Here is a 17,453-nt window from a genome sequence, read left to right as displayed (position 1 = left end):
CCGAAGCCTTATGGCTACCACTTCGCTTGACCTGGCCAAGGTCCGCAACATCGGGATCATGGCCCACATCGACGCGGGCAAGACGACCACCACCGAGCGCATCCTGTTCTACACCGGTGTGTCCTACAAGATCGGTGAGGTCCACGACGGCGCTGCCACGATGGACTGGATGGAGCAGGAGCAGGAGCGTGGTATCACCATCACGTCTGCCGCGACGACCTGCCACTGGCCCCTCGAAGACGTTGACCACACCATCAACATCATCGACACCCCGGGCCACGTCGACTTCACCGTCGAGGTGGAGCGTTCGCTCCGCGTCCTCGACGGCGCCGTCACCGTCTTCGACGGTGTCGCCGGTGTGGAGCCGCAGTCCGAGACGGTATGGCGTCAGGCCGACCGTTACGGCGTGCCGCGCATCTGCTTCGTGAACAAGCTGGACCGTACCGGCGCCGAGTTCTTCCGCTGCGTTGACATGATCACGGACCGCCTCGGCGCGACCCCGATCGTCATGCAGCTCCCGATCGGCGCCGAGATGGACTTCCAGGGCGTTGTCGACCTGGTTCGCATGAAGGCCCTCGTCTGGTCCGCCGAAGCCTCCAAGGGCGAGATGTACGACGTCGTCGACATCCCCGCCTCGCACACCGAGCTCGCCGAGGAATGGCGCGGCAAGCTCGTCGAGGCCGTCGCGGAGAACGACGAAGAGCTGATGGAACTGTTCCTGGAGGGCGTCGAGCCCACCGAGGAGCAGCTCTACGCCGCTGTTCGTCGCATCACCATCGCGTCCGGCAAGGGCGGCGACACCACCGTCACCCCCGTGTTCTGCGGCACCGCGTTCAAGAACAAGGGCGTTCAGCCCCTGCTCGACGCCGTCGTGCGCTACCTGCCCTCCCCCCTGGACGTCGAGGCCATCGAAGGCCACGACGTCAAGGACCCGGAGGTCGTGGTCAAGCGCAAGCCGTCCGACTCCGAGCCGCTGTCGGCCCTCGCGTTCAAGATCGCGAGCGACCCGCACCTCGGCAAGCTCACCTTCGTCCGGATCTACTCCGGTCGCCTGGAGGCCGGCACCGCGGTGCTGAACTCCGTCAAGGGCAAGAAGGAGCGCATCGGCAAGATCTACCGCATGCACGCGAACAAGCGTGAGGAGATCGACTCGGTGGGCGCCGGCGACATCGTCGCCGTCATGGGCCTGAAGCAGACCACCACCGGTGAGACGCTGTGTGACGACAAGAACCCGGTCATCCTGGAGTCCATGGACTTCCCGGCCCCGGTCATTCAGGTCGCCATCGAGCCCAAGTCCAAGGGTGACCAGGAGAAGCTGGGTGTTGCCATCCAGCGTCTCGCGGAGGAGGACCCCTCCTTCCAGGTTCACTCGGACGAGGAGACCGGCCAGACCATCATCGGTGGTATGGGCGAGCTTCACCTCGACATCCTCGTCGACCGCATGCGTCGCGAGTTCAAGGTCGAGGCGAACGTCGGCAAGCCGCAGGTGGCCTACCGCGAGACGATCCGCAAGACCGTCGAGCGTCACGACTACACCCACAAGAAGCAGACCGGTGGTACCGGTCAGTTTGCCAAGGTGCAGATCGCGATCGAGCCCATCGAGGGTGGCGAGGCGACCTACGAGTTCGTGAACAAGGTCACCGGTGGCCGCATCCCGCGTGAGTACATCCCCTCCGTGGATGCCGGTGCGCAGGAAGCCATGAAGTTCGGCATCCTCGCCGGCTACGAGATGACCGGCGTCCGCGTCATTCTTCTCGACGGTGGCTACCACGAGGTCGACTCCTCCGAACTCGCGTTCAAGATCGCCGGTTCGCAGGCCTTCAAGGAGGCCGCGCGCAAGGCTTCTCCCGTGCTCCTTGAGCCGATGATGGCCGTTGAGGTCACCACGCCCGAGGACTACATGGGTGAGGTCATCGGCGACATCAACTCTCGCCGTGGCCAGATTCAGGCCATGGAGGAGCGTCACGGTGCTCGCATCGTGAAGGGCCTCGTGCCGCTTTCGGAGATGTTCGGCTACGTCGGAGACCTCCGCAGCAAGACCTCGGGTCGCGCCAGCTACTCGATGCAGTTCGACTCCTACGCCGAGGTTCCCCGGAACGTCGCTGAGGAGATCATCGCGAAGGCCAAGGGCGAGTAACTCTTCCGAGTACACGCTTTAGGCTTGTCACCGGAGCCTCTGGGGCAACAGGAGCAAAACTCCCATTGCCCCGGGGGAACCGGCTATCCAGCAAAGATCACCTGGCGCCGATCTGTAAGGCGTACAGAACCACTCTCCAGGAGGACCCCCGTGGCGAAGGCGAAGTTCGAGCGGACTAAGCCGCACGTCAACATCGGCACCATCGGTCACATTGACCACGGTAAGACGACCCTCACGGCCGCCATTACCAAGGTGCTGCATGACGCGTACCCGGACCTGAACGAGGCCTCGGCCTTCGACCAGATCGACAAGGCTCCTGAGGAGCGCCAGCGCGGTATCACCATCTCCATCGCGCACGTCGAGTACCAGACCGAGGCGCGTCACTACGCCCACGTCGACTGCCCCGGTCACGCGGACTACATCAAGAACATGATCACGGGTGCCGCGCAGATGGACGGCGCGATCCTCGTGGTTGCCGCCACCGACGGCCCGATGCCGCAGACCAAGGAGCACGTGCTCCTGGCCCGCCAGGTCGGCGTTCCCTACATCGTTGTCGCCCTGAACAAGGCCGACATGGTGGACGACGAGGAGATCCTGGAGCTCGTCGAGCTCGAGGTCCGTGAGCTGCTCTCCGAGTACGACTTCCCGGGCGACGACCTTCCGGTCGTTCAGGTCTCCGCGCTCAAGGCTCTTGAGGGCGACAAGGAGTGGGGCGAGAAGCTTCTCGGCCTGATGGCCGCGGTCGACGAGTCGATCCCGACCCCTCCGCGTGACACCGAGAAGCCGTTCCTGATGCCCGTCGAGGACGTCTTCACGATCACCGGTCGTGGCACCGTCGTCACCGGTCGCATCGAGCGTGGTGTCCTGAAGGTCAACGAGACCGTTGACATCATCGGCATCAAGCAGGAGAAGACCACCACCACGGTCACCGGCATCGAGATGTTCCGCAAGCTGCTCGACGAGGGCCAGGCGGGCGAGAACGTCGGTCTGCTCCTCCGTGGCATCAAGCGCGAGGACGTCGAGCGCGGCCAGGTCATCATCAAGCCCGGTTCGGTCACGCCGCACACCGAGTTCGAGGCCGCCGCGTACATCCTGTCGAAGGACGAGGGTGGCCGTCACACCCCGTTCTTCAACAACTACCGCCCGCAGTTCTACTTCCGTACCACGGACGTGACGGGCGTTGTGACCCTCCCCGAGGGCACCGAGATGGTCATGCCCGGTGACAACACCGACATGACTGTCAACCTCATCCAGCCTGTCGCGATGGAAGAGGGCCTGAAGTTCGCCATCCGTGAGGGTGGTCGTACCGTCGGCGCCGGCCAGGTCACCAAGATCACGAAGTAATTTCGCGGTCTGACCTGGTGGCTCGCGAGAGCGGGCACCACGTTTGACAGAGGGGCCCCCTCCCCGACGCTTCGGCGTCGAGGAGGGGGCCCTTCGTCGTACCCGGGGCGAGGTCGCACCGGGGCGCGGTCGTAGGACACGGTCCGGGTGACGACCTGCCCGCCGGAGAGCCGTACGCGGCTCCGCTTCAGGTACCCGTGCCGCTCCAACTCCCGCAGGGCGGCGGCGACGGTTCTCGGGGAAGCGGGGGGGGCGAGGTCCCTGATGCCGATCCGGGACCCGGTCGGCAGCGACTGGACGTGGACCCCGAGGCCGAGCCGTTCGCGCACCATGCGGGCCCCGTGGAAGCGCGCGGTCGGGGGTGTGTAAGGATCCGCAGCGCATGACGTGGATCTTTACAGGGGCGGGGACATGGGCAACAACGACGACGTCGGCAGACCGGGCGTTTCCGACGAGGCGTGGGAACGGTTCGTGCGGGAGTCCGGGGTCGGGGGAGGGGCCGCTCCGCACGAGCCGTCCGCACGGGCGCGGATGGTCACCGAGCGGCTGCGCCGGGAGGACGAGGCGCGGGCCGCGGCGGAACGGGGACGGTGGCGGGGGCGCCGGGCCCGGGCGGCCCGTCGGGCCGCCGAGCCGGAGGGGTGGCGGACCGGGCCCGCGTGGCAGGGGCGGGACGGGGGCCGGACGGGCGACCGGCGCCTCAAGGCGACCGCGGGCATCGTGTTCATCGCCGCCCTGGCCTTGGTCGTCGTACGGCCGGAGCTGCTCATCGACCGGCTGACCGGGGAGAACTCCGAGCGAAGCGGCGCGCAGGCCGCACAGCCGCTCCCCGCCGAGTCCGTACGGCCGACGGCGGCGCCGTCGGCGGACCCGGACCGCCCGACGCTCAAGGAGCCCTTCCGCGGCTCCCCGGCGCTCCAGTGGGCCGAGGGGGCGAACGCGATCGAGGTGCCGGAGGCGAAGGCCGTCGGCGGCCTTTCGAAGGAGCGGGTGGCCCAGGCGCTCACCCTGACGAAGGAACTCCTGGTCGCTTCGAACATCGACCCCGCGACGCTGCGCGGAGGGCGTCCCGAGGCCGCCCTGAAGCTCCTGGAGCCCCTCCAGGAGGAAGGCGGCCGGTCGCTCTTCGCGCGGGCCCTGGACAAGCCGTCCGAGGACGCGAGCCCGACCTCGCTGTTCAGTCGCTTCGACCCGTCCGAGGTCCGGCTGGTCGGCGAGGTCGTCAAGGTCCGGGGCCGGATGAGCTTCGAGGCCGGCGACACGGACGGCGAGGTGCGGGTGCGCGCGGACTACACCTTCGTCTACCCGCTGGTGAAGGCCGCGGCCGGCTCGGACCAGGTGGAACGCACCATCGTGCGGCGCCGGATGAGCCTGTACGTGAACGACCCGGTCACGTTCCGGGTGACCCCGGGGACGCTGCAGTACGGCGAACACGAGGAAGAGTTCGGCAACGACAGCTGCGGGGTCCACGACGGGTACCTGCACCCGCAGTTCGACCGCGACAAGGTGTCCGGCGACCGGCCCACGGGGGCCGCCGTGGATCCCTACGACCGCAGCAAGGAGCTCGCCGACCGGCCCGCAGGGGAGTGCGGGACGCTCTCGCGCTCCTGACCAGCGGCCCCTGCACGGGCACCCGCCGCGCGGCACGGTTTGACGTGTCTGCGCGGCGGGGTATTCTTCTGCGCCCGATTGGCGCAGTACGTGTCTCGTATGGCAGACTACTCAAGTTGCTCGGTTGAGTGCCGATGCTGCGCGCCTCCCGCCGGGAGGACCGGAAGCGAGTCCCACAGTACTCGTCGCCCTTACCTGCCCCTCAGGGCAGCAATGGGGGCGGACGTACGGGAATCTTCTGGGAAGTGTCAGCACGGTGCGGACCAGGCACCCGGTGGGTGTTTCTCCCCCGAAGCGCGGTCTTGGGACCGTACCCCCTTGGACGAGGGAATTTCCGTATGGGAATTTTCTGTAGAGGGTGTGCGACACGCCCGACCGCGTGGGTCGGAGGGAAGCAGTGGAGAGATCCACAGCCGCCCGGGAGCCAGAGCGTTTCCACAACAGACAGGACTACGGAGTAGCCATGGCGGGACAGAAGATCCGCATCCGGCTCAAGGCCTACGACCACGAGGTCATCGATTCGTCGGCGAAGAAGATCGTCGAGACGGTGACGCGCACTGGTGCGTCGGTCGCGGGCCCGGTGCCGCTGCCCACTGAGAAGAACGTGTACTGCGTCATCAAGTCGCCGCACAAGTACAAGGACTCGCGCGAGCACTTCGAGATGCGCACGCACAAGCGCCTGATCGACATCCTCGACCCGACCCCCAAGACCGTTGACTCGCTGATGCGCCTGGACCTTCCGGCCGGCGTTGACATCGAGATCAAGCTCTGAGAGGCGTCGAGAAGATGGCAAAGCAGATCAAGGGCGTCCTGGGCGAGAAGCTCGGCATGACCCAGGTCTGGGACGAGAACAACCGTGTCGTCCCGGTGACCGTGGTCAAGGCCGGACCCTGCGTCGTTACCCAGGTCCGTAAGAACGACATCGACGGCTACGAGTCGGTCCAGATCGCCTTCGGCGAAATCGACCCTCGCAAGGTGAACAAGCCCCTCAAGGGTCACTTCGCCAAGGCCGACGTCACCCCCCGCCGCCACCTGGTGGAGCTCCGCACCTCCGACGCCGGCGAGTACACGCTCGGCCAGGAGATCACCGCCGCTGTGTTCGAGTCGGGCGTCAAGGTCGACGTCACGGGCAACAGCAAGGGCAAGGGCTTCGCCGGTGTCATGAAGCGTCACAACTTCAAGGGCCTCGGTGCCGGTCACGGTGTCCAGCGCAAGCACCGCTCCCCCGGTTCGATCGGTGGCTGCGCCACCCCTGGGCGTGTCTTCAAGGGCATGCGCATGGCCGGTCGTATGGGCAACGAGCGCGTCACCACCCAGAACCTGACCATCCACGCGGTTGACGCGGAGAAGGGTCTGCTCCTCATCAAGGGCGCGGTCCCCGGTCCGAACGGCGGCCTCGTCCTGGTCCGTACCGCGGCCAAGGGGGCTTGAGGTAATGAGCACCATTGACATCCTTTCGCCGGCAGGCGACAAGGCCGGTACCGTCGAGCTCCCCGCGGAGATCTTCGACGCGAAGACCAGCGTTCCGCTGATCCACCAGGTCGTTGTCGCTCAGCTGGCTGCTGCCCGTCAGGGCACGCACAAGACCAAGCGTCGTGGCGAAGTCCGTGGTGGTGGCCGCAAGCCGTACCGCCAGAAGGGCACCGGCCGCGCCCGTCAGGGTTCGACCCGCGCTCCGCAGTTCGTCGGCGGTGGCGTCGTCCACGGCCCGCAGCCGCGTGACTACTCCCAGCGGACCCCGAAGAAGATGAAGGCCGCCGCTCTCCGCGGTGCCCTCTCGGACCGCGCGCGTCACTCCCGCATCCACGTCGTCACCGGCGTGGTCGAGGGTGCCGCCTCCACGAAGGCAGCGAAGACGCTGTTCGGCAAGATCTCGGAGCGCAAGAACCTGCTCCTGGTCGTCGACCGCGCCGACGAGGCCGCGTGGCTGTCCGCCCGCAACCTGCCCCAGGTTCACATCCTGGAGCCGGGCCAGCTGAACACGTACGACGTGATCGTCTCTGACGACGTGGTCTTCACTCAGGCCGCTTTCGAGTCCTTCGTGTCTGGCCCCAAGGCCGATGAGACCGAAGGGAGCGACGCCTGATGTCTGAGGCGACCGTTACCAGCAAGACCTTCACTGACCCGCGCGACCTGCTGATCAAGCCGGTTGTCTCGGAGAAGAGCTACGCGCTGCTGGACGAGAACAAGTACACGTTCATCGTCGCGCCTGGCGCCAACAAGACCCAGATCAAGCAGGCCGTCGAGGCGGTCTTCTCGGTCAAGGTCACCGGGGTCAACACGATCAACCGTCAGGGTAAGCGCAAGCGCACCAAGACCGGTTTCGGCAAGCGCGCGAACACCAAGCGCGCCATCGTGACCCTCGCTGAGGGCGACCGAATCGACATCTTCGGCGGCCAGGCCTCCTAACGGAGTCCTGAGTCGTCCGGAATCGGACGAGGACTGAGAAATGGGTATCCGCAAGTACAAGCCGACGACCCCGGGCCGTCGTGGCTCCAGCGTCGCCGACTTTGTCGAGATCACGCGGTCCACGCCGGAGAAGTCGCTGGTTCGCCCGCTGCACAGCAAGGGCGGCCGTAACAACACCGGTCGGATCACTGTTCGTCACCAGGGTGGCGGCCACAAGCGCGCCTACCGTGTGATCGACTTCCGTCGTCACGACAAGGACGGCGTGCCGGCGAAGGTCGCGCACATCGAGTACGACCCCAACCGCACCGCGCGCATCGCGCTGCTGCACTACGCCGACGGCGAGAAGCGCTACATCATCGCGCCGAAGGCCCTGAAGCAGGGTGACCGGATTGAGAACGGCCCGACGGCCGACATCAAGCCCGGCAACAACCTGGCGCTGCGCAACATCCCGGTTGGTACGACGATCCACGCGATCGAGCTGCGTCCCGGTGGTGGTGCGAAGTTCGCCCGCTCCGCCGGTGCGTCCGTGCAGCTGCTGGCGAAGGAGGGCACGATGGCCCACCTTCGTATGCCGTCCGGAGAAATCCGCCTGGTCGACGCGCGCTGCCGCGCCACCGTCGGTGAGGTCGGCAACGCCGAGCAGTCGAACATCAACTGGGGCAAGGCCGGCCGCATGCGCTGGAAGGGCGTTCGCCCCTCCGTCCGCGGTGTCGCGATGAACCCGGTCGACCACCCGCACGGTGGTGGTGAGGGTAAGACCAGTGGTGGTCGCCACCCGGTCTCCCCGTGGGGTCAGAAGGAGGGTCGTACTCGCTCGCCGAAGAAGGCTTCGAGCAAGTACATCGTCCGCCGCCGCAAGACGAACAAGAAGCGCTAGGAGCGGGTTTAGATGCCGCGCAGTCTCAAGAAGGGACCCTTCGTCGACGGACACCTCATCAAGAAGGTGGACGTACAGAACGAAGCCGGTACCAAGAACGTCATCAAGACCTGGTCCCGTCGCTCGATGATCATCCCGGCCATGCTGGGTCACACCATCGCGGTGCACAACGGCAAGATCCACGTCCCGGTGTTCGTCACCGAGTCGATGGTCGGCCACAAGCTCGGCGAGTTCTCGCCGACTCGCACCTTCCGCGGCCACGTCAAGGACGACCGGAAGTCGAAGCGCCGCTAAAGGCGGGGTGGTTATGACTATGACTTACACCGAAGGGACAACCATGGAAGCCAGGGCCCAGGCGCGGTACATCCGCGTCACGCCCATGAAGGCCCGCCGAGTGGTGGACCTTATCCGTGGCATGGATGCCACGGAGGCTCAGGCGGTCCTGCGTTTCGCCCCGCAGGCCGCGAGCGTGCCGGTTGGCAAGGTGCTGGACAGCGCCATTGCCAATGCCGCACACAACTACAACCACCCGGACGCCTCCACGCTGGTCATCAGCGAGGCGTTCGTGGACGAGGGCCCGACCCTGAAGCGGTTCCGTCCGCGTGCGCAGGGCCGTGCCTACCGGATCCGCAAGCGGACCAGCCACATCACCGTGGTCGTCAGCAGCAAGGAAGGTTCCCGGTAATGGGCCAGAAGGTAAACCCGCACGGGTTCCGGCTCGGCATCACCACCGACTTCAAGTCGCGTTGGTACGCCGACAAGCTGTACAAGGACTACGTCAAGGAAGACGTCGCCATCCGTCGGATGATGACGTCCGGCATGGAGCGCGCCGGCATCTCGAAGGTTGAGATCGAGCGCACCCGTGACCGCGTGCGTGTGGACATCCACACCGCTCGTCCCGGCATCGTCATCGGCCGCCGTGGCGCCGAGGCCGACCGCATCCGCGGTGACCTCGAGAAGCTCACGGGCAAGCAGGTCCAGCTGAACATCCTCGAGGTCAAGAACCCCGAGCTCGACGCTCAGCTGGTTGCCCAGGCCGTTGCCGAGCAGCTCTCCTCCCGCGTCTCCTTCCGTCGCGCCATGCGTAAGAGCATGCAGGGCACGATGAAGGCCGGCGCCAAGGGCATCAAGATCCAGTGCGGCGGTCGCCTCGGCGGCGCCGAGATGTCCCGCTCCGAGTTCTACCGCGAGGGTCGTGTGCCGCTGCACACGCTGCGCGCGAACGTGGACTACGGCTTCTTCGAGGCCAAGACCACCTTCGGCCGTATCGGTGTGAAGGTCTGGATCTACAAGGGCGACGTCAAGAACATCGCCGAGGTTCGCGCCGAGAACGCCGCGGCCCGTGCGGGCAACCGCCCGGCTCGTGGTGGCGCGAACGACCGTCCGGCCGGTGGCCGCGGTGGTCGTGGTGGCGAGCGTGGCGGCCGTGGCGGCCGCAAGCCGCAGCAGGCTGCTGGTGCCGAGGCCCCCAAGGCCGACGCTCCCGCCGCCGCTCCGGCTGAGAGCACCGGAACGGAGGCCTGACCGACATGCTGATCCCTCGTAGGGTCAAGCACCGCAAGCAGCACCACCCCAAGCGCCGCGGTATGGCCAAGGGCGGTACTGAGGTCTCGTTCGGCGAGTACGGCATCCAGGCGCTCACCCCCGCCTACGTGACGAACCGCCAGATCGAGGCGGCTCGTATTGCGATGACCCGTCACATCAAGCGTGGCGGCAAGGTCTGGATCAACATCTACCCGGACCGTCCGCTCACGAAGAAGCCCGCCGAGACCCGCATGGGTTCCGGTAAGGGTTCTCCCGAGTGGTGGATCGCGAACGTGCACCCGGGTCGGGTCATGTTCGAGCTGTCCTACCCGAACGAGAAGATTGCTCGTGAGGCGCTCACCCGCGCTGCTCACAAGCTTCCGATGAAGTGCCGGATTGTTCGGCGCGAGGCAGGTGAGTCGTGATGGCGACGGGAACCAAGGCGTCCGAGCTGCGTGAGCTCGGCAACGAGGAGCTCGTTGGCAAGCTGCGCGAGGCCAAGGAAGAGCTGTTCAAGCTGCGCTTCCAGGCGGCCACGGGCCAGCTGGAGAACAACGGCCGGCTCAAGTCCGTCCGTAAGGACATCGCCCGGATCTACACCCTGATGCACGAGCGCGAGCTCGGCATCGAGACGGTGGAGAGCGCCTGATGAGCGAGAAGAATGTGACTGAGACCCAGGACCGCGGCTTCCGCAAGACCCGTGAGGGCCTCGTCGTCAGCGACAAGATGGACAAGACTGTCGTCGTCGCCGTCGAGGACCGCGTGAAGCACGCCCTGTACGGCAAGGTCATCCGCCGTACGAACAAGCTCAAGGCTCACGACGAGCAGAACGCTGCCGGCGTCGGCGACCGCGTCCTCATCATGGAGACGCGTCCGCTGTCGGCGAGCAAGCGCTGGCGCATCGTCGAGATCCTCGAGAAGGCCAAGTAAGTACCTGAGGGGTTTCCCTCAGGTTCGTTCCGCCAGGCTCGGTGGGGGCCGCACTCCTCGGAGTGAAGCCCCCGCCGGGAACCGGCAGACAATCAGGAGATAGACGTGATCCAGCAGGAGTCGCGACTGCGTGTCGCCGACAACACTGGTGCCAAGGAGATCCTTTGCATCCGTGTTCTCGGTGGCTCGGGTCGCCGCTACGCGGGCGTCGGTGACGTCATCGTCGCCACCGTCAAGGACGCGATCCCCGGCGGCAACGTGAAGAAGGGTGACGTCGTCAAGGCCGTCATCGTTCGCACCGTCAAGGAGCGCCGCCGCCAGGACGGCTCGTACATCCGTTTCGACGAGAACGCCGCTGTCATTCTCAAGAACGACGGCGACCCTCGTGGCACCCGTATCTTCGGCCCGGTGGGCCGTGAGCTGCGCGAGAAGAAGTTCATGAAGATCATCTCGCTCGCGCCGGAGGTGCTGTAAGCATGAAGATCAAGAAGGGCGACCTGGTTCAGGTCATCACCGGTAAGGACAAGGGCAAGCAGGGCAAGGTCATCACGGCCATCCCTACTGAGAACCGCGTCCTCGTCGAGGGTGTCAACCGGGTCAAGAAGCACACCAAGGCCGGTCAGACCGCTGGTGGTTCGCAGACCGGTGGCATCGTGATCACCGAGGCGCCGATCCACGTCAGCAACGTTCAGCTGGTTGTGGAGAAGGACGGCCAGAAGGTCGTCACCCGCGTCGGATACCGCTTCGACGACGAGGGCAACAAGATCCGCGTTGCCAAGCGGACGGGTGAGGACATCTGATGGCTACCACTCCGCGTCTCAAGACGAAGTACCGCGAGGACATCGCGGGCAAGCTGCGTGAGGAGTTCTCCTACGAGAACGTCATGCAGATTCCCGGCCTCGTGAAGATCGTGGTCAACATGGGTGTGGGCGACGCCGCCCGCGACTCCAAGCTGATCGACGGCGCCATCAAGGACCTGACGACGATCACCGGTCAGAAGCCGGCCGTCACGAAGGCCCGGAAGTCCATCGCGCAGTTCAAGCTGCGCGAGGGTCAGCCGATCGGCTGCCACGTCACCCTCCGTGGTGACCGCATGTGGGAGTTCCTGGACCGTACGCTGTCGCTCGCGCTTCCGCGTATCCGTGACTTCCGTGGTCTGTCGCCGAAGCAGTTCGACGGCCGTGGCAACTACACCTTCGGTCTCACGGAGCAGGTCATGTTCCACGAGATCGACCAGGACAAGATCGACCGTACCCGGGGTATGGACATCACCGTGGTCACCACGGCGACCAACGACGACGAGGGCCGTGCCCTCCTTCGTCACCTCGGCTTCCCCTTCAAGGAGGCGTAAGCGAGATGGCGAAGAAGGCTCTCATCGCGAAGGCTGCCCGCAAGCCCAAGTTCGGTGTGCGTGCGTACACCCGCTGCCAGCGCTGCGGTCGCCCTCACTCCGTGTACCGCAAGTTCGGCCTGTGCCGCGTCTGCCTTCGTGAGATGGCTCACCGTGGCGAGCTGCCGGGCGTGACCAAGAGCTCCTGGTAAATCCCTCCTGTCCTTAGGGACTTGGAGAGAACCAGAGACTCTCGGTAAGCATCTGGACGGCAGGTGCCCGGCCGCGCATGCCTTAGGCTTGTGTGGTTGGGCGTCTGCCGCCCATAACGACTTACTACGCCGTAGGTCCCCGCACCGCACCCGTCCCGCCACTGAGTGGGGAGAGGGATGGCGCATACAGGAAACCCCGGCGAGAGAGGCCGAAGGCCACTTCATGACCATGACTGACCCGATCGCAGACATGCTCACGCGTCTGCGTAACGCTAACTCGGCGTACCACGACACCGTCGTGATGCCGCACAGCAAGATCAAGTCGCACATCGCAGAGATCCTCAAGCAAGAGGGTTTCATCACCGGCTGGAAGGTCGAGGACGCCGAGGTCGGCAAGAACCTCGTCCTCGAGCTGAAGTTCGGGCCGAACCGTGAGCGCTCCATTGCGGGCATCAAGCGGATCTCGAAGCCCGGTCTGCGCGTGTACGCGAAGTCCACCAACCTGCCGAAGGTGCTCGGCGGCCTGGGCGTGGCGATCATCTCCACGTCCCACGGTCTCCTCACCGGCCAGCAGGCAGGCAAGAAGGGCGTAGGTGGGGAAGTCCTCGCCTACGTCTGGTAGTCGGGAACGGAGGAAAAGCAATGTCGCGAATCGGCAAGCTCCCCATCCAGGTTCCCGCCGGTGTGGACGTCACCATCGATGGCCGCACGGTCGCGGTGAAGGGCCCCAAGGGTTCCCTCTCGCACACCGTCGCTGCGCCCATCGCCGTCGCCAAGGGTGAGGACGGCGTTCTGAACGTCATCCGCCCCAACGACGAGCGTCAGAACAAGGCCCTCCACGGCCTGTCCCGCACGCTGGTGGCGAACATGATCACCGGTGTGACCACGGGATACGTCAAGGCTCTCGAGATCAGCGGTGTCGGTTACCGCGTCGCCGCGAAGGGCTCCGACCTGGAGTTCCAGCTTGGCTACAGCCACCCGATCCTGATCGAGGCGCCCGAGGGCATCTCCTTCAAGGTCGAGTCGCCCACCAAGTTCACGGTCGAGGGCATCGACAAGCAGAAGGTCGGCGAGGTCGCCGCCAACATCCGCAAGCTGCGGAAGCCCGACCCGTACAAGGCCAAGGGTGTCAAGTACGCCGGCGAAGTCATCCGCCGCAAGGTCGGAAAGGCTGGTAAGTAGCCATGGCATACGGTGTGAAGATCGCCAAGGGCGACGCGTACAAGCGCGCTGCCAAGGCTCGCCGCCACATCCGCATTCGCAAGAACGTGTCGGGTACGGCGGAGCGTCCGCGCCTCGTCGTGACGCGTTCGAACCGCAACATCGTTGCTCAGGTCATCGACGACCTCCAGGGTCACACCCTGGCGTCCGCGTCGACCCTGGACACCTCGATCCGCGGTGGCGAAGGCGACAAGAGCGCCCAGGCCCAGGCCGTCGGCGCGCTCGTGGCCGAGCGTGCGAAGGCTGCCGGGGTCGAGACCGTTGTCTTCGACCGCGGTGGCAACCGATACGCCGGGCGCATTGCCGCTCTGGCTGACGCCGCCCGCGAAGCCGGGCTGAAGTTCTAAGCCCCGGTTCCGGGACTCACGGACGTAACAGAGAGAGGTAATCCAATGGCTGGACCCCAGCGCCGCGGAAGCGGTGCCGGTGGCGGCGAGCGGCGGGACCGGAAGGGTCGCGACGGTGGCCCTGCCGCCGAGAAGACCGCTTACGTTGAGCGCGTTGTCGCGATCAACCGCGTCGCCAAGGTTGTCAAGGGTGGTCGCCGCTTCAGCTTCACCGCGCTGGTCGTGGTGGGCGACGGTGACGGCACTGTAGGTGTCGGTTACGGCAAGGCCAAGGAAGTTCCCGCGGCCATCGCCAAGGGTGTCGAGGAAGCCAAGAAGAACTTCTTCAAGGTTCCGCGCATCCAGGGCACCATCCCTCACCCGATCACGGGCGAGCGTGCCGCGGGCGTCGTGCTCCTGAAGCCGGCTTCCCCCGGTACCGGTGTTATCGCCGGTGGTCCGGTGCGCGCCGTTCTGGAGTGCGCCGGCGTTCACGACATCCTGTCGAAGTCGCTCGGCTCTTCCAACGCGATCAACATCGTGCACGCGACCGTGGCGGCCCTCAAGGGCCTGCAGCGTCCCGAGGAGATCGCGGCTCGCCGTGGTCTGCCCCTCGAGGACGTCGCCCCCGCGGCTCTGCTTCGTGCACGTGCCGGGGCGGGTGCGTAATGGCTCGCCTCAAGATCACGCAGACGAAGTCGTACATCGGCAGCAAGCAGAACCACCGCGACACTCTGCGTTCGCTCGGGCTCAAGCGCCTGAACGACGTGGTCGTCAAGGAGGACCGCCCCGAGTTCCGCGGAATGGTGCAGACCGTCCGCCACCTCGTGACGGTTGAGGAGGTTGACTAACATGGCTGAGAACAGCCCGCTGAAGGCCCACAACCTCCGTCCCGCCCCCGGCGCCAAGACCGCGAAGACCCGTGTCGGTCGTGGTGAGGCGTCGAAGGGTAAGACGGCCGGTCGTGGTACGAAGGGCCAGAAGGCCCGTTACCAGATCCCGCAGCGCTTCGAGGGTGGGCAGATGCCCCTCCACATGCGTCTGCCGAAGCTCAAGGGCTTCAAGAACCCGTTCCGCACCGAGTTCCAGGTCGTCAACCTGGACAAGCTCGGCGCTCTCTACCCCGAGGGTGGAGAAGTCACGGTGGCCGACCTGGTCGCCAAGGGCGCGGTTCGCAAGAACAGCCTCGTCAAGGTCCTGGGCCAGGGCGAGATCTCCGTTGCGCTGCAGGTCTCGGTTGACGCCGTTTCCGGCTCCGCCAAGGAGAAGATTGCCGCCGCTGGTGGCACGGTCACCGAGCTCGTCTAAGACGAAACTCAGTGATTAATAGCTGAAACCCGACCGGGGATGCCTCACATATGGGGCATCCCCGGTTGGTCGTTCCACGGAGGGCCATGTCGCCGGTAAGGTGGCCTGCACCTTTGCTTGTACGTATTCGTCGATCCCTCAGACCGTCACCTCTGACGCAGTAGCGCGGGGGTCGCAGGAGGCACCGTGCTCACCGCGTTCGCCCGGGCGTTCAAGACGCCCGACCTGCGCAAGAAGCTGTTCTTCACGCTCGCCATCATCGTGTTGTTCCGCCTCGGCTCCCACATCCCGGTGCCCGGCGTGAACTACAAGAACGTTCAGTTCTGTGTTGACCAGGCCGGGAGCGGCAACAGCCTGTTCGGTCTCGTCAACATGTTCAGTGGTGGCGCGCTGTTGCAGATCACGATCTTCGCGCTCGGCATCATGCCGTACATCACGGCGAGCATCATCCTGCAGCTGCTGACCGTGGTCATCCCGAAGCTGGAGAACCTCAAAAAAGAGGGGCAGTCCGGCACGGCGAAGATCACTCAGTACACGCGCTATCTGACGGTCGCCCTCGCGATCCTCCAGGGCACCGGCCTCGTCGCCACCGCGAAGAGCGGCGCCCTCTTCGGGTCCTGCCAGCTCCGCAGTCAGATCGTGCCGGATCACTCGATCTTCACCATGGTCGTCATGGTCATCACCATGACCGCCGGTACCTGTGTCGTCATGTGGCTCGGTGAGCTGATCACCGACCGCGGCATCGGCAACGGCATGTCGATCCTCATGTTCATCTCGATCGCCGCCGGCTTCATCGGCGCCCTCTGGCAGATCAAGCTCCAGGGCAAGATCGCCGACGGTTGGGTCGAGTTCGGCGTCGTCATCCTGGTCGGGCTCGCGATGGTGGCCCTCGTGGTCTTCGTCGAGCAGGCGCAGCGCCGCATCCCGGTCCAGTACGCGAAGCGCATGATCGGTCGCCGCGCGTACGGCGGCACCTCGACGTACATCCCGCTCAAGGTGAACCAGGCCGGTGTCATCCCGGTCATCTTCGCCTCGTCGCTGCTCTACATCCCGGCCCTGATCGTCCAGTTCAGCGGTTCCACCGCGGGCTGGGCCACCTGGATCCAGAAGCACTTCGTCAAGGGCGACCACCCGTACTACATCGCCGTCTACTTCCTCCTGATCGTCTTCTTCGCGTTCTTCTACGTGGCGATCTCGTTCAACCCCGAGGAAGTTGCCGACAACATGAAGAAGTATGGTGGCTTCATCCCGGGCATCCGCGCCGGCCGACCCACCGCCGAGTACCTCAGCTACGTACTCAACCGGATCACCTGGCCGGGGTCGCTGTACCTGGGTCTCATTGCTCTTGTGCCGACGATGGCGTTGGCGGGCTTCGGCGCGAACCAGAACTTCCCGTTCGGCGGGACGAGCATCCTGATCATCGTGGGTGTCGGTCTGGAAACCGTGAAGCAGATCGAGAGCCAGCTCCAGCAGCGCAATTACGAAGGGTTCCTCCGCTGATGCGAATCGTCCTCGTCGGACCCCCCGGTGCGGGCAAGGGAACGCAGGCCGCGTTCCTTGCCAAGAACCTGTCGATCCCGCACATCTCCACGGGCGACCTGTTCCGCGCCAACATCAGCCAGAACACGGAGCTCGGCCGGCGCGCCAAGGCGTTCATGGACGCGGGTGACCTCGTCCCCGACGAGATCACCATCGGCATGGCGAAGGACCGGATGGAGCAGGCGGACGCCGCGAACGGCTTCCTGCTCGACGGTTTCCCGCGGAACGTGTCGCAGGCCGTCGCCCTGGACGAGATGCTCCGGACCGCCGGCATGAAGCTGGACGCCGTCCTCGACCTGGAGGTCGAGGAGGACGAGGTCGTCAAGCGCATCGCCGGTCGCCGGATCTGCCGCAACGACTCCGCGCACGTCTTCCACGTGACCTACGCCCCGGCCAAGGCCGAGGGCGTGTGCGACACCTGTGGCGGCGAGCTGTACCAGCGCGGTGACGACTCGGAGGCCACGGTCCGCAACCGGCTGGAGGTCTACCACACGCAGACCGAGCCGATCATCGACTACTACAAGGCCCAGGGCCTGCTGGTGACCATCCCGGCCCTCGGTGAGGTCGCGGACGTCACGAAGCGCGCGATGGAAGCCCTGAAGAAGTAGTACCCCTGCTGTGCAGGTACGGCCGCGGTGTCCTCAGGGCGCCGCGGCCGTACTGTTGAGAAGTCCCGATTCAGAAG

At 65.7% G+C, this 17,453-nt stretch carries 26 protein-coding genes; all 26 read left to right on the top strand.

Going from position 1 to position 17,453, the window contains the following annotated elements:
* The first annotated feature begins 10 nt into the window (after positions 1 to 10).
* The 26 genes from fusA to OG906_RS14585 all read left to right on the top strand — a co-directional run bounded on the left by fusA (position 11) and on the right by OG906_RS14585 (position 17,376).
* Entirely contained in the window at positions 11 to 2,137 is a 2,127-nt protein-coding gene (fusA, locus tag OG906_RS14715; protein WP_267796321.1) for an elongation factor G, read from the top strand.
* Positions 2,138 to 2,287: 150 nt separating this feature from the next.
* Positions 2,288 to 3,481 carry an elongation factor Tu gene (tuf, locus tag OG906_RS14710; RefSeq protein WP_053682624.1) on the top strand — a complete coding sequence of 398 codons (1,194 nt, stop codon included), beginning with the start codon at positions 2,288 to 2,290 and terminating at the stop codon, positions 3,479 to 3,481.
* Positions 3,482 to 3,868: 387 nt separating this feature from the next.
* The gene (locus tag OG906_RS14700) at positions 3,869 to 5,092 is read left to right on the top strand and encodes a hypothetical protein (protein WP_329443133.1); all 1,224 of its coding nucleotides are present in this window, start codon (positions 3,869 to 3,871) and stop codon (positions 5,090 to 5,092) included.
* 463 nt (positions 5,093 to 5,555) lie between these two features.
* The gene (gene rpsJ / locus OG906_RS14695) at positions 5,556 to 5,864 is read left to right on the top strand and encodes a 30S ribosomal protein S10 (protein WP_003948644.1); all 309 of its coding nucleotides are present in this window, start codon (positions 5,556 to 5,558) and stop codon (positions 5,862 to 5,864) included.
* A 14-nt stretch (positions 5,865 to 5,878) separates the two neighbouring features.
* A complete protein-coding gene (rplC, locus tag OG906_RS14690) occupies positions 5,879 to 6,523 on the top strand; it encodes a 50S ribosomal protein L3 (RefSeq protein WP_053682621.1) in 645 nt (214 codons plus the stop codon).
* 4 nt (positions 6,524 to 6,527) lie between these two features.
* Positions 6,528 to 7,178: a 50S ribosomal protein L4 gene (rplD, locus tag OG906_RS14685; protein WP_031146574.1), complete on the top strand. Its 651-nt coding sequence runs from the start codon at positions 6,528 to 6,530 to the stop codon at positions 7,176 to 7,178.
* Positions 7,178 to 7,501 carry a 50S ribosomal protein L23 gene (rplW, locus tag OG906_RS14680; protein WP_037792012.1) on the top strand — a complete coding sequence of 108 codons (324 nt, stop codon included), beginning with the start codon at positions 7,178 to 7,180 and terminating at the stop codon, positions 7,499 to 7,501. The genes rplD and rplW overlap by 1 nt, the downstream gene beginning before the upstream one ends.
* A gap of 40 nt (positions 7,502 to 7,541) precedes the next feature.
* Positions 7,542 to 8,378: a 50S ribosomal protein L2 gene (rplB, locus tag OG906_RS14675; protein ID WP_008739715.1), complete on the top strand. Its 837-nt coding sequence runs from the start codon at positions 7,542 to 7,544 to the stop codon at positions 8,376 to 8,378.
* A gap of 12 nt (positions 8,379 to 8,390) precedes the next feature.
* The gene (gene rpsS, locus OG906_RS14670; RefSeq protein ID WP_023539342.1) at positions 8,391 to 8,672 is read left to right on the top strand and encodes a 30S ribosomal protein S19; all 282 of its coding nucleotides are present in this window, start codon (positions 8,391 to 8,393) and stop codon (positions 8,670 to 8,672) included.
* 43 nt (positions 8,673 to 8,715) lie between these two features.
* Positions 8,716 to 9,063 carry a 50S ribosomal protein L22 gene (gene rplV / locus OG906_RS14665; protein WP_037792011.1) on the top strand — a complete coding sequence of 116 codons (348 nt, stop codon included), beginning with the start codon at positions 8,716 to 8,718 and terminating at the stop codon, positions 9,061 to 9,063.
* Complete coding sequence (gene rpsC / locus OG906_RS14660; protein ID WP_053682620.1) at positions 9,063 to 9,902, top strand: 30S ribosomal protein S3; 840 nt, start codon at positions 9,063 to 9,065, stop codon at positions 9,900 to 9,902. Before rplV ends, rpsC begins: the two co-directional genes overlap by 1 nt.
* 5 nt (positions 9,903 to 9,907) lie before the next feature.
* Complete coding sequence (gene rplP, locus OG906_RS14655; RefSeq protein ID WP_030026326.1) at positions 9,908 to 10,327, top strand: 50S ribosomal protein L16; 420 nt, start codon at positions 9,908 to 9,910, stop codon at positions 10,325 to 10,327.
* Positions 10,327 to 10,551 carry a 50S ribosomal protein L29 gene (rpmC, locus tag OG906_RS14650; protein WP_008739703.1) on the top strand — a complete coding sequence of 75 codons (225 nt, stop codon included), beginning with the start codon at positions 10,327 to 10,329 and terminating at the stop codon, positions 10,549 to 10,551. Before rplP ends, rpmC begins: the two co-directional genes overlap by 1 nt.
* Complete coding sequence (rpsQ, locus tag OG906_RS14645) at positions 10,551 to 10,832, top strand: 30S ribosomal protein S17 (protein WP_053682619.1); 282 nt, start codon at positions 10,551 to 10,553, stop codon at positions 10,830 to 10,832. The genes rpmC and rpsQ overlap by 1 nt, the downstream gene beginning before the upstream one ends.
* Positions 10,833 to 10,937: 105 nt before the next feature.
* Positions 10,938 to 11,306 (top strand): 50S ribosomal protein L14, encoded by a 369-nt coding sequence (gene rplN / locus OG906_RS14640; protein ID WP_053682618.1) that lies wholly within the window; start codon positions 10,938 to 10,940, stop codon positions 11,304 to 11,306.
* A gap of 2 nt (positions 11,307 to 11,308) precedes the next feature.
* A complete protein-coding gene (rplX, locus tag OG906_RS14635; protein ID WP_053682617.1) occupies positions 11,309 to 11,632 on the top strand; it encodes a 50S ribosomal protein L24 in 324 nt (107 codons plus the stop codon).
* On the top strand, positions 11,632 to 12,183 hold the full coding sequence (gene rplE / locus OG906_RS14630; protein WP_030388859.1) for a 50S ribosomal protein L5: 552 nt from the start codon (positions 11,632 to 11,634) through the stop codon (positions 12,181 to 12,183). The genes rplX and rplE overlap by 1 nt, the downstream gene beginning before the upstream one ends.
* A gap of 5 nt (positions 12,184 to 12,188) precedes the next feature.
* On the top strand, positions 12,189 to 12,374 hold the full coding sequence (locus OG906_RS14625) for a type Z 30S ribosomal protein S14 (RefSeq protein ID WP_003956452.1): 186 nt from the start codon (positions 12,189 to 12,191) through the stop codon (positions 12,372 to 12,374).
* A 223-nt stretch (positions 12,375 to 12,597) separates the two neighbouring features.
* Positions 12,598 to 12,996, top strand: a complete 399-nt coding sequence (gene rpsH / locus OG906_RS14620; protein WP_007265911.1) for a 30S ribosomal protein S8 — start codon at positions 12,598 to 12,600, stop codon at positions 12,994 to 12,996.
* Between the two features lie 20 nt (positions 12,997 to 13,016).
* Positions 13,017 to 13,556, top strand: coding sequence for a 50S ribosomal protein L6 (gene rplF, locus OG906_RS14615; protein WP_053682616.1), 540 nt, complete (start codon positions 13,017 to 13,019; stop codon positions 13,554 to 13,556).
* 2 nt (positions 13,557 to 13,558) lie between these two features.
* Positions 13,559 to 13,942 carry a 50S ribosomal protein L18 gene (gene rplR, locus OG906_RS14610; RefSeq protein WP_008739696.1) on the top strand — a complete coding sequence of 128 codons (384 nt, stop codon included), beginning with the start codon at positions 13,559 to 13,561 and terminating at the stop codon, positions 13,940 to 13,942.
* A 45-nt stretch (positions 13,943 to 13,987) separates the two neighbouring features.
* Positions 13,988 to 14,590, top strand: coding sequence for a 30S ribosomal protein S5 (gene rpsE, locus OG906_RS14605; RefSeq protein WP_053682615.1), 603 nt, complete (start codon positions 13,988 to 13,990; stop codon positions 14,588 to 14,590).
* The gene (gene rpmD / locus OG906_RS14600; protein ID WP_053682614.1) at positions 14,590 to 14,772 is read left to right on the top strand and encodes a 50S ribosomal protein L30; all 183 of its coding nucleotides are present in this window, start codon (positions 14,590 to 14,592) and stop codon (positions 14,770 to 14,772) included. Before rpsE ends, rpmD begins: the two co-directional genes overlap by 1 nt.
* A 1-nt stretch (position 14,773) precedes the next feature.
* Positions 14,774 to 15,229 carry a 50S ribosomal protein L15 gene (gene rplO, locus OG906_RS14595; RefSeq protein WP_053682613.1) on the top strand — a complete coding sequence of 152 codons (456 nt, stop codon included), beginning with the start codon at positions 14,774 to 14,776 and terminating at the stop codon, positions 15,227 to 15,229.
* 186 nt (positions 15,230 to 15,415) lie between these two features.
* A complete protein-coding gene (gene secY / locus OG906_RS14590; protein ID WP_053682612.1) occupies positions 15,416 to 16,729 on the top strand; it encodes a preprotein translocase subunit SecY in 1,314 nt (437 codons plus the stop codon).
* Positions 16,729 to 17,376, top strand: a complete 648-nt coding sequence (locus tag OG906_RS14585) for an adenylate kinase (RefSeq protein WP_053682611.1) — start codon at positions 16,729 to 16,731, stop codon at positions 17,374 to 17,376. Before secY ends, OG906_RS14585 begins: the two co-directional genes overlap by 1 nt.
* The last annotated feature ends 77 nt before the right edge of the window (positions 17,377 to 17,453 follow it).

The sequence above is a fragment of the Streptomyces sp. NBC_01426 genome (assembly GCF_036231985.1).
In the GTDB taxonomy this organism is placed as follows: domain Bacteria; phylum Actinomycetota; class Actinomycetes; order Streptomycetales; family Streptomycetaceae; genus Streptomyces.
This window is presented reverse-complemented; position numbering and strand designations above follow the sequence as displayed.